This window comes from Enterobacter sp. SECR19-1250 (genome assembly GCF_013391025.1).
GTDB lineage: Bacteria > Pseudomonadota > Gammaproteobacteria > Enterobacterales > Enterobacteriaceae > Enterobacter > Enterobacter cloacae.
In genome coordinates, this window is sequence record NZ_JACASJ010000145.1 from 1 (window position 1) to 9357 (window position 9357).

7 protein-coding genes and 1 pseudogene are annotated in these 9357 nt (G+C 52.7%); all 8 read right to left on the reverse strand.

Going from position 1 to position 9357, the window contains the following annotated elements; genetic code table 11:
• Positions 1–34: 34 nt before the first annotated feature.
• Entirely contained in the window at positions 35–772 is a 738-nt protein-coding gene (locus HX884_RS23870; protein WP_178328901.1) for an oligosaccharide flippase family protein, read from the reverse strand.
• Between the two features lie 496 nt (positions 773–1268).
• The gene (galF, locus tag HX884_RS23875) at positions 1269–2165 is read right to left on the reverse strand and encodes a GalU regulator GalF (protein WP_013097865.1); all 897 of its coding nucleotides are present in this window, start codon (positions 2163–2165) and stop codon (positions 1269–1271) included.
• A 175-nt stretch (positions 2166–2340) separates the two neighbouring features.
• Positions 2341–3732, reverse strand: a complete 1392-nt coding sequence (wcaM, locus tag HX884_RS23880) for a colanic acid biosynthesis protein WcaM (protein ID WP_058681410.1) — start codon at positions 3730–3732, stop codon at positions 2341–2343.
• A 12-nt stretch (positions 3733–3744) separates the two neighbouring features.
• On the reverse strand, positions 3745–4965 hold the full coding sequence (wcaL, locus tag HX884_RS23885; protein ID WP_020690194.1) for a colanic acid biosynthesis glycosyltransferase WcaL: 1221 nt from the start codon (positions 4963–4965) through the stop codon (positions 3745–3747).
• The gene (gene wcaK, locus HX884_RS23890; RefSeq protein ID WP_021558691.1) at positions 4962–6242 is read right to left on the reverse strand and encodes a colanic acid biosynthesis pyruvyl transferase WcaK; all 1281 of its coding nucleotides are present in this window, start codon (positions 6240–6242) and stop codon (positions 4962–4964) included. The genes wcaL and wcaK overlap by 4 nt, the downstream gene beginning before the upstream one ends.
• Positions 6243–6259: 17 nt before the next feature.
• A complete protein-coding gene (gene wzxC / locus HX884_RS23895) occupies positions 6260–7738 on the reverse strand; it encodes a colanic acid undecaprenyl disphosphate flippase WzxC (protein WP_058681412.1) in 1479 nt (492 codons plus the stop codon).
• Between the two features lies 1 nt (position 7739).
• The gene (wcaJ, locus tag HX884_RS23900) at positions 7740–9134 is read right to left on the reverse strand and encodes an undecaprenyl-phosphate glucose phosphotransferase (protein WP_178328900.1); all 1395 of its coding nucleotides are present in this window, start codon (positions 9132–9134) and stop codon (positions 7740–7742) included.
• 114 nt (positions 9135–9248) lie between these two features.
• Positions 9249–9357, reverse strand: a pseudogene (locus HX884_RS23905) (phosphomannomutase); the annotation flags it as partial.

Here is a 9357-nt window from a genome sequence, read left to right on the forward strand (position 1 = left end):
CTCGGTAGACTCTATGAGGTAGTTTATTCCTAAATTAGCTGCGGAATGTCGGATATATACCTACCTGCTCAACATGACTCACCATTCCCAATATAAATGGATTGCTCATTGTGTATAAACTCATGGCAATACTTCCGATAAATATTGGCGTTGATTGAATTAACGTGCCAACGATTTCAGATATTCGAAATCTACATTTCAAAACAACATAGTTAGTTTTATAAACAAAATAAATAGATATTACTCCTGCTACGAAAGCCGTTCCTCCCTGAATTAAAGCCGCAATATTAATATCGTTCGGCTCTTGAACAAAGATAAATGTCAAGGGGATACTCAACCCTCTTGCTAAAATATAACTTATCGTAACAGAGGACATTTTTTCAACGCCCTGGAAAAACCAAACGGGTAACAACATCGCTCCTACTAGCTGTAAGGATAATATATGCAGCAAAGGCTTAATAATGTGAAATTGCTCAACCCTGTATGAAAGGAAAAAAACCAAACTGATAGATAATAACAATAAGACAGCTTTAGCTAGCATGGTTTTAAAAAATATAGCGCTAATTTCTTCTTTTGTTTTGCTACTTACTGCTATCGCTTTTGATGCTGTGAGGTTAAATCCGAAATCAATAAATAGGCAAAAATATTGAATAACACTGGTTGCCAGCCCTATTTCCCCGTATTCTGCAGGCCCTAACACTCTGACCAGATAAGGGAAAATAATGAGCGGAATGAGATAATTTGAGCCCTGTAGTATAAAAAGCGAAAATATATTTTTTTTAGTCCTGTCATTTACTTCTCTTTAGTTTTAAGAAAATTTAATCACATATAATAAAAGATTAATCATAAAATAATGATTTTCCTCTGTAATTAGTTTCGCAATATAACTAACAAAATATTATTACTTTTGTTGAAAAGCTAATTTATAGTCTATTTACGAGGCGATTTTTGTAAAATTTAGGGAAAAGAGGAATGCTACCGCCCCTGGCTTAACAGCTACCAGTGCACTGAACGAGGGTGAAATGTTCCATTTGTTGAAGTCCGACACCGAACTCTACTGGCGCTGGACAACTGCAAAAACTGCCGTTAATTGTCGTCCTAAATGACCTCAGAAACAAGCACAAATCGTTACAAATCTGACCAGATTTAAATCAGATAAATCCATGTTATCATTAGAATTAATAACAAAAAACGGCAGCTACCATTTTGGTTATGTTTCAACATACCCAAATGATGACTGCCGCTTGTGCAAATCAAGTAAGATAAAATCAGTCGTTAGCTAACAACTTCTCAATACGGCTTCTGAACTTCGCCCCTTCCTTCAGGTTGCGCAGCCCATAGTTCACAAACGCCTGCATGTAGCCCAGCTTCTTACCGCAGTCGTAGCTCTCACCGGTCATCAGCATCGCGTCAACAGACTGCTTTTTCGCCAGCTCGGCAATGGCATCGGTCAACTGGATACGGTCCCAGGCGCCTGGTTCGGTTTTTTCCAGCTCGGCCCAGATATCCGCGTTCAGGACATAACGACCAACCGCCATCAGGTCAGAATCCAGCGTCTGCGGCTGATCCGGTTTTTCGATGAACTCAACGATGCGGCTCACCTGCCCTTCTGTCTCCAGCGCTTCTTTAGTCTGGATAACAGAGTATTCGGACAGATCGCCTTTCATGCGTTTCGCCAGCACCTGGCTGCGGCCTGTTTCGTTGAAACGCGCCACCATCGCCGCCAGGTTATAGCGCAGCGGATCCGCAGAAGCGGTATCGATGATGATATCCGGCAGGACCACGATAAACGGGTTGTCGCCCACGACAGGGCGAGCACACAGGATGGAGTGGCCCAGGCCCAGCGGCTGCGCCTGACGCACGTTCATGATGGTCACGCCAGGAGGACAAATGGACTGCACTTCCGCCAGCAGTTGACGTTTAACACGCTGCTCCAGCAGCGCTTCGAGTTCGTAAGAGGTGTCGAAGTGGTTTTCAACCGCATTCTTGGACGAGTGCGTAACCAGAACGATTTCTTTGATCCCTGCAGCAACAATCTCGTCGACGATGTATTGAATCATCGGCTTGTCGACGATCGGTAGCATCTCTTTAGGAATGGCTTTTGTGGCTGGCAGCATATGCATGCCCAGTCCTGCTACCGGAATGACTGCTTTCAAATTAATCATTATTTCTTCCACCTTAAAATGGTTGACGAATTATAGCTCTTAAACCTGTTTTCGCCAGTATGATTTGCCGTAATCCTGTAATGATATTACGCCTTAGCACCACAAATTACAGTAGTTGTAATCTGAATAGAATGCGATTCCGTGCCAGGAATAGTCGCAAAAAGCCCACTGACGATTATCTGTGCGGCAGCGCAAAATTCAGCCGTTCCGTATTCACCACATGCTGATCCACCCGGTCAATATCCACCGAGCTCTGCCCTTTCTCATTCACTGCTTTGATGTTTGCCAGCGACAGCAACGTCTCGTCTTTCGCCATAAACTTACCCCGCACATCCTTACGCAGGTCGAAGTTCAGCTTCAGCGCGGGTCCGATTGCTGCTTCCTGCATCACGTTGATATTGCGTAAGAAAAGGTGCTGAGGTTTGTTATGCAGTTCAAGCGTCGCGCGCTGCATCTCGACGTTGGTGATGGCCACAAACGAGGTCGCATTACCGGATGAAATTTGTATGCCGCGCAGCTTATAGGCAAGCTGGCTATTATCCAGACGAATATCGTTAAGCTTGAAGTTCTGCGGAATCGACAGGTAGTCACCTTTGATCACGCCGTAACCGATTAACATGCCGGCACTATTGACCATATCGACATTATCAATAACGAAATTATCACAGCCATAAATTGCTACCGTGGCATTGTCTATTCCCGCCTTTTTACTGAAATCAGGCGTAATATTTTTGGCCTTAATATTGCGGATAATAAAGTGTTTACCGTTCTCAACGTGCACCAGCTGGCGGCAATTGCTGCCAGTGATATTGGCAACCACAAAGTTCTTCACGGTCTGTTTTTCCGGGTAGTCGTTGTCGTAGGTACTGCCCGCAAGGCCAATACCAATCCCCCAGTTAATCTTCCCGTTGGTGCAGTTGATGTTGTCGATCACATGGTCGGAGATCAGAATATTGCGGTCATTGATGGCCACATTCCACTCGATCGCATCGCCCTGCAGGTGGCTGAATTTGCTGTTGGTGATGCGGGCGCCATCCACCTGGTTATGAAACCCCTGGCGCAGGATGGCGTAATTGGCCTGGCTCACGCGGATGTTATCAATGACCAGATTACGCATCACGCTGGGCTTTTTGCCGCCAATGTAGATTTGCGTTACCGGGCCAAATCCGCTCATCGCCAGCCCTTTGATGACACAGTCAGAGCCACGAACGTCAAGGGTAATATTTTCGGTACGGCCTTCGCCCTCACCGATGACTTTGCTGCCCTCCTGCAGAACAAAGCGCCCCCGGCCATTGCCGGTTAACGCCCCGCGAATCAGCAGCGTTTTGCCGCCAGGAATGAAAATGCCCGTGTTGATGTTTTTGCAGGTGAGCCCTGCAGGCACAACGACGGTGTCGCCTTCGTTAAACGCCTGCTTAAAGGCGGCGATCCAGTCGTTGTTATTGTACTGATTTACAGAGACCGTCTTGCCGGTTGCCGCCCGCGCAACGCGGGACGACAGCAGCGGCATTGCCGCCAGGACGGACAGAGAAGAGACAAAGCTGCGTCGGGTAATCTTTTTCAGCATACAACCTCGGCGTTACAACGTTTGCAGCAGGCTCGCTAACTGGCGATTGATCACCTGCTGGTTAAAATCTGCCTCGACTTTTTGTCGGGCATTGTGCAGCACGGGCTCCAGCGCCTGCTGGTCGATATCGCTAAACGCGGCCAGCCGATCGGCCAGGGCCATGGCGTTATTTTCGGGGACCAGCCAGCCGGAATGGTCAGACTTGATCAGCTCCGGGATCCCGCTGTGCAGGGTCGATACCACCGGAATCCCCACCGCCATCGCCTCCATCAGCGCCACCGGTATGCCTTCCATGTCGCCATCGGCGCCGGTAACGGACGGCAGCAGAAACACGTCGGCTTCATCGAGCATGGCCTTCACCTCGTGGCTCGGCTTAAAGCCCGGCATCTCCACGTGCGTTTCCAGCTCATACTGTTCAATAAGCGTACGCAGACGACGCTCCCACGGGCCGATACCGAGTATGCGATAACGGAAATCCACCCCGCGCGCCTTGAGCTGGCGGCAGGCTTCAATCGCCACATGCAGCCCTTTTTTCTCGGTCAGTCGGGCAACAGAGATAATCTGCAGCGGTTTACCCGGCACCTTGACCGGACGTCGGGTAAAGCGCGCCAAATCCACCCCCATCCGCGAGACGGTGATTTTCTCGCCCGGGCAACCCATCTTTTTGAGGCGTCCGGCCCACAGGTCGCTGATGGGCAGCATCATGTCGCCGCGCTGGAACAGCTGCTGATACTCCGGCGTGTAGTGGTTCAGCACTTCACGGCTGGAGATATCAATGCCGTGGAAGATCGTGGCAATCTTCCCGTCAATCACCCCCAGCTCGCGCAGTTTGGCTGCGGTCACCCCTGCCGGGCCAAAGTGGGCGATAAAGACATCAGCGCGGTACGGCTGCGCCGTTTGCCCACAGATGGCCGACAGGATCAGATTGCGCGACTCCGCGCCATAGCGGGAGATGTTCAGCGCTCGCCAGGTCGACGCGCGATGGAGCCCGCGTAAAGTCTGGCTGGCACGGTAGCGCAGCTTGTTCACTTTTCCGGATGGCTCATCCTGCAGCCAGCGGGTTTTCGCCTCCAGCCCATACTGGGTATACGCCGCATGGGTGTTTTGCGTATCGCCCTTTTGCAGGGCGATAATTTCCACGTCATATCCCATATCGATAAACGCGGTGATTTGATTGAGTACAAAGGTTTCAGACGACAGTGGAAATTTCAGTAAGAAGAAACCAACCTTCATTTCCCCTCCCGCACGCGGTCAAGCACAGACTTCACCATCCCCATTCCCTTTTCGCGCTCAGCTTTCACTGCCACGGCCAGGCGCTCATTCACGGCGGGCAATTGCCCAAGGGTGTCGCCCACCATTGCGCCGAGCGAGCCATCCAGCAGATGACGGATATCCACGGCCATTTCCGGCATCCCCAGCTGCTGCATAATCCCGGCAGACTTGTGCTCATAGTTGATGGCAATGGCCGGCGTGCCGAAGTTCATCGAGATGATGGCAGAGTGCAGACGGGTACCCACGGTCAGGTCACAGGCTGAGAGCAGTTTGCCCATCTCCAGATCGTTCAGTTCGTCCATCACCACGTGATACCGGGACGGATCGTTCACCAGATGGCGCAGGTTAAGCGCCACCATGCGATCATCCTTGTTGTAGCTATCGATACCGGTACAGGTGGAGAGCGCCAGCACCTGATAACCGCTGTCCAGCACGCGGTTAACGACCTCGGCAAAGGCCTTCTCGTAGGCGGCCTGAGTCGTACCTAAACGCTTATCAAAAGGTGCCAGCTCGCGCAGGGTAATGGCGACGGTTTTCTGTTTTGCCGCCACGTCCAGCCAGTGCTGCACCGCGTAGCTCGGCTGGAAGCTGTCGTCCTGGTGATCCACCAGCCACGCGGTATCCACGCCGTGCTCGACTTTCGAGGTGTCGATCTCGCTGCGCTTCATCATGTCGAGGCTGACTGACTCACGCAAAATCAGGGCATCGCAGTGGCCAAACACATAGTTTGCCAACTGGTTGAACTGAGGTTCCTGGAATGGCCCGACGCTGTGACCAATCATAAACAGCGGCTTCTTCGCCATAAAGGTACAGAGGGCATGCTCAAACTGCGGCACGCCGTAAAGATCGACAAAGAACGAACCGCCTACCTGAATAATAGCGTCATAGCCGGAAAGCAAACGCACGAAATCGGTAAAGCCCTGCGCGATGGCGATGTTGCGCAACTTGCCGGTGTCGGTTACGCGAGAAAGCAGCACCTGATGCTGGTAGCGGCGACGCAACACTTTCTTCACGCGTCCCATCACGCCCGCAGCGTTATTGTGCTGTTTCATCTGGCTGTAGAGCGGGTCGCCCATCACCGGGCGGTTCAGTAACCAGGATGAGCTGACCGGGTAACGGCTCATCACGTCCACTTCTGTCTCAGGCTTAAGGGTGTTAATTGCATCCAGTAAACCGCGCAGGATGGCGCTGTCGCCACGGTTGCCGCAGGTATGGTTGCCAAGAATTAATAATTTCATAATGGCCTCTTAAATAACTAGCCTGCGCGAAGCAGCGTTTTCATTTTTTCGTTACGGCAAAACTGGCGCTTCATCTCCACCACCAGCGCATTGCGTGACAGCACAATCATCACCCCAAACGCCAGCGCGCCCGCGGCAACCTGCACTGCCAGCAGCGCGGCCAGCGGCAAATGGCCCTTCAGGAGCACGCCCAGACCGTAGCTCACCACCAGGGTCGGCAAGGAGAGATAAAACGGCAGCCACAGGCTCAGGATGTACTGACGGTAGCTGGAGCCCAGCACCGGCTTGATCATGATGAAGTAGCTCAGCACGGTGTTGATGATTTGCACCAGCAGAAAGCCCAGCGTGACGCCAATGGCGCCCGCCATGTGTCCGCCGACGATAATTGCCGGAATAAACAGGAAGGTTTTAAATACGTTGAATTTAAAGCTGATATCCACGCGCGCTTTCGCCATCAGCAGGGAGCCAATCGGGTTACCCACGGAGCGCAGCAGCCCCACCACACAGAGCAACTGCAGGATCGGGATGATGCTGTTCCACTTCTCGCCAAATACCAGCGGCACAAAGTTGCTCGACACCACCATCAGACCCAGCAGTACCGGGAAGTTAATAATGCCGACCACGGAGAGCAGCTTGTAGAAGTTGACGCGCAGCTTTTCAGTGTCGTCCTGAATTTTGGCGAACGCCGGGAACAATACGCGGGTGATAATCGGGTTGAGCTTCATCGGCGGGACGACCGCAACGTTGTAGGCCAGGTTATAGCCCCCTGCAACGCTCGCCCCCAGAATGCGCGCCAGCACCAGCGTGGAAAGGTTGGTGTTGACGTAGTTGATGATGCTGTCGGCCGTCAGCCAGGCGCCAAAGCGCAGATTCGAGGAGACGGACGCCAGGGAAAAATGCAGCCCCGGGCGGTAGATCTTGCGGCCAAAGTAACCGAACAGCAGCGTACGCACGGTAGAGTTCACCAGATACCCCAGAATGGCGGTCATGGCCAGCGGCCAGAAATGGGCGCTCACCACCGTGAAGGTAAAGCCCGCCAGCACGGCGCTGGTTTCAATCATGCCGATCTTGTTGAACTCCAGCTCTTTTTGCATCAGCGCGCGGAACTGCTGCCCGTGCGGGATCACCACAAAGGCAAACGACAGCGTGCGCATCAGCGGTGCCAGATCCGGGTTGTGCAGCACGCTGGCGATCACATCGCTCAGCAGGAACACCAGCACAAAAACAAACATCCCCAGCCCCACGTTCAGCCAGTAGAGCGTGGTCAGCTCGAGATGGCTAATCTCTTTGCGCTGGATAATCGAGTTGGCGATACCGAAGTCAGACAGCGTGTCGGCCAGCGCGATAATCACCAGCGAGACGGTCAGCAGACCGAACTGATGATTATCGATAATGCGCGCCAGCACGGTCATCTGCACCAGCCCCAGGCCAATGATGACGATAGTCGCCATCGCTGACCACTTGGCGCCGCTGATGGTTTTTTCACGTAAGCTCATCTTAGTACGCCGCTTTGTTCACGAAACCTTTGAAGATGGTCAGAAAAACAATTTTGATATCGAACCAGAGGCTCCACTCACGGATGTACTCAAGGTCGAATTCAATGCGTTTTTCCATTTTTTCCAGCGTGTCGGTTTCACCGCGCCAGCCGTTGATTTGCGCCCAGCCGGTAATGCCAGGCTTCACTTTATGGCGCAGCATGTAGCCTTCAATCAGCGAGCGGTACTGCTCGTTATGGGCAACCGCATGCGGACGTGGCCCGACAATCGACATACCGCCGGTAAAGACGTTGATAAACTGCGGCAGCTCGTCCAGCGAGGTGCGGCGCAGAAAATTCCCCACGCGGGTCACGCGCGGATCGTTCTGCGTAGCCTGCGTCACCACTTTGTCGTTCTCCATCACCTTCATGGAGCGGAATTTCCACACCATAATCGGCTTACCGTCCATGCCGTAGCGCGTCTGACGGAAGATAACTGGCCCGGGAGAGCTCAGCTTCACCGCCAGGGCAATACAGCACAGCACCGGGGAGATCAGCAGAAGGATCAGTGAAGAGAGCACAATGTCTTCCAGGCGTTTGAGAACACGGTTGATCCCTGACAGCGGCGTGTCGTACAGCGGCACTACCGGTACACCGTTCACCTCTTCGATACGGGAATGAAGGATGTTGAAGGTAAAGACGTCCGGAATGAGGATCACGGAACAGGTGGTGTCCGCCAGGTCGCGCATCAGTTTCTTAATGCGGGACTCCTCTTTCATCTGCATGGCAATGTAGACGTTGTGAATTTTTCCCGCTTTCGCATCGTCAATAAGCTGGTCGTAGTTGCCCGCCCAGTCCGACGGCACGCCACCCGGTTTCGCGTCGTGGTAGATCCCAACCACTTCAAAACCTAACCACGGCTCTTTGCGGAAGCTATCAAGCAGCACCTGCCCCACCGGCAGATCGCCGGCAACGGCGACATAGCGGCGGTTGTAACCACGGTTACGCAACCAGCCCGCGCCAAAGCGGATCAGGGAGCGGCAAACCACCATGCCGACGCTGGTTAACAGATACCAGCACAGATACGTCACCAGACGATTATCAAAATCATGGCTGAACGCCACCAGGCCCGCGCTGAAGATCAGGCTTAAGGTCCAGTTCTGCAGCAACAGCATCAGTTCGGTGGTCATCTTGACGCCACGCCACGAACGATAGAAATCCGTCATCCCGCCGATCATCTGAAACACGACCAGCGCAATCAGTGCCATCAGCAGGTGCATGTAGAAGAACGATTGCCCGCTGATCCAACACACCGCCCACAATCCGCCGACCATGATGGTGATATCAGAAAAACGCTGCACCATAGAGATTAACGATGCATTCGTTCTCGCTCGTTCGCGCTTTTTTAGATTCGTCATCGTTGTTCCTTTAGTTCAAAACCTTACCCCTCACCCTAACCCTCTCCCCACAGGGGAGAGGGAACTTGAACACCCTCTCCCCTGTGGGGAGAGGGTTGGGGTGAGGGGCAATGATTACTGATTCAACAGCGCCAGAATGTCCTTCGTTCGGGCTTCCATCAGCGCGGTGTCGGCGCGGGATTCCACGTTCAGGCGCACCACCGGCTCGGTATTGGACGAGCGC

Coding starts and splice junctions, on each gene's coding strand:
- galF (WP_013097865.1), bottom strand. CDS start 2,165: ATGATTAATTTGAAAGCAGTCATTCCGGTAGCAGGACTGGGCATGCAT.
- wcaM (WP_058681410.1), bottom strand. CDS start 3,732: ATGCTGAAAAAGATTACCCGACGCAGCTTTGTCTCTTCTCTGTCCGTC.
- wcaL (WP_020690194.1), bottom strand. CDS start 4,965: ATGAAGGTTGGTTTCTTCTTACTGAAATTTCCACTGTCGTCTGAAACC.
- wcaK (WP_021558691.1), bottom strand. CDS start 6,242: ATGAAATTATTAATTCTTGGCAACCATACCTGCGGCAACCGTGGCGAC.
- wzxC (WP_058681412.1), bottom strand. CDS start 7,738: ATGAGCTTACGTGAAAAAACCATCAGCGGCGCCAAGTGGTCAGCGATG.
- wcaJ (WP_178328900.1), bottom strand. CDS start 9,134: ATGACGAATCTAAAAAAGCGCGAACGAGCGAGAACGAATGCATCGTTA.